This window comes from Actinomycetota bacterium (genome assembly GCA_030682655.1).
Lineage (GTDB): Bacteria > Actinomycetota > Coriobacteriia > Anaerosomatales > JAUXNU01 > JAUXNU01.
In genome coordinates this window covers 1-1,143 of sequence record JAUXNU010000192.1, presented here as the reverse complement: position 1 = coordinate 1,143, position 1,143 = coordinate 1, and the positions used below count along the sequence as shown (strand labels likewise).

General features: G+C 64.0%; 1 protein-coding gene. It reads left to right on the top strand.

What is annotated here, in order from left to right; all coding sequences use genetic code 11:
- Positions 1 to 1,143, top strand: a 1,143-nt coding sequence (locus Q8K99_12655; GenBank protein MDP2183405.1) for an ATP-binding protein, incomplete at both ends; no start/stop codon positions are given.

Here is a 1,143-nt window from a genome sequence, read left to right as displayed (position 1 = left end):
TCTCACGCTGCGAGACGTCAACGTCCCGTTGATCCCCGGCAAAGCCACGACGATCGTGGGGATGCGACGGTGCGGCAAGACGTACCTCTGCTACCAGGAGATGAAGAGACTCCAGGCACAGGGCGTGGAACGGGAACGCATGCTGTACGTGAACCTTGCCGACGATCGACTGCGCCGGCCGTCGGCCGACCTGCTGGACGGGGTTCTGCTGGCGTTCTACAGGCAGTGTCCGCGCGCCAGGGACACCGGCGCGTATCTGTTCTTCGACGAGATCCAGAACGTTGAGGGCTGGGAGCTGTTCGTACGCCGAGTTCTGGACACTGAGAACGTCCAGATCTACCTGACGGGCTCGTCTTCGAAGATGCTCAGCACAGAGGTGGCAACAGAACTGAGGGGACGCGGAATCTCGCTTGAACTGCTCCCATTCAGCTTTGCCGAGAGCGTGCGCCACGCGGGTATCTCGGTGCCGCGTGACGGCTACTCCGCGCGCGAACGCTCGGAGATGGAGACGTTCTTCGACCGCTCCCTGCATGTTGGCGGGTTTCCCGAGGTGCAGACGCTCGAGATGCCCGATCGTGTGCGCGTGCTCCAGGACTACGCCGAACTCGTGCTCATGCTGGATGTGGCCGAGCGGCATCGAATCTCGAACACGGTGGCCTTGAGATGGCTGGTCGAGAGGCTCCTCGACGCCACGGCTTCGGAGTTCTCGGTCAATCGCTTCGCGGCGAGCCTCAAGTCCGAGGGCGTCCGCGTGGGAAAGGACACGCTGCACGAGTACCTCAGACACCTGACCGACGCGTTTCTCGTCTTCACGGTCGAGGTGCGCCGCCGGTCGTACAAGGCCCGCATGGTGAACCCGCGCAAGGTGTACGCGGTGGACCCCGGTCTCGCTTGGGCGATGTCGACGTGCGCCGCACAGGACGTGGGCGCGCGGCTCGAGACGGCCGTCTATCTTGAGCTGCGTCGTCGGCTGACCGATCTGCGACACGGACGCATCTCCTACCATCGAACCGCAAGCGGCAGGCAGATCGACTTCGTCGTCGACTCCGTAACGCCCGGGGGTCCGGTCGAACTCATCCAGGTGTGCGCGAACATGGGCTCGGAGGCGACCATAGCTCGCGAGGTCGCTGCGCTCGAAGAAGC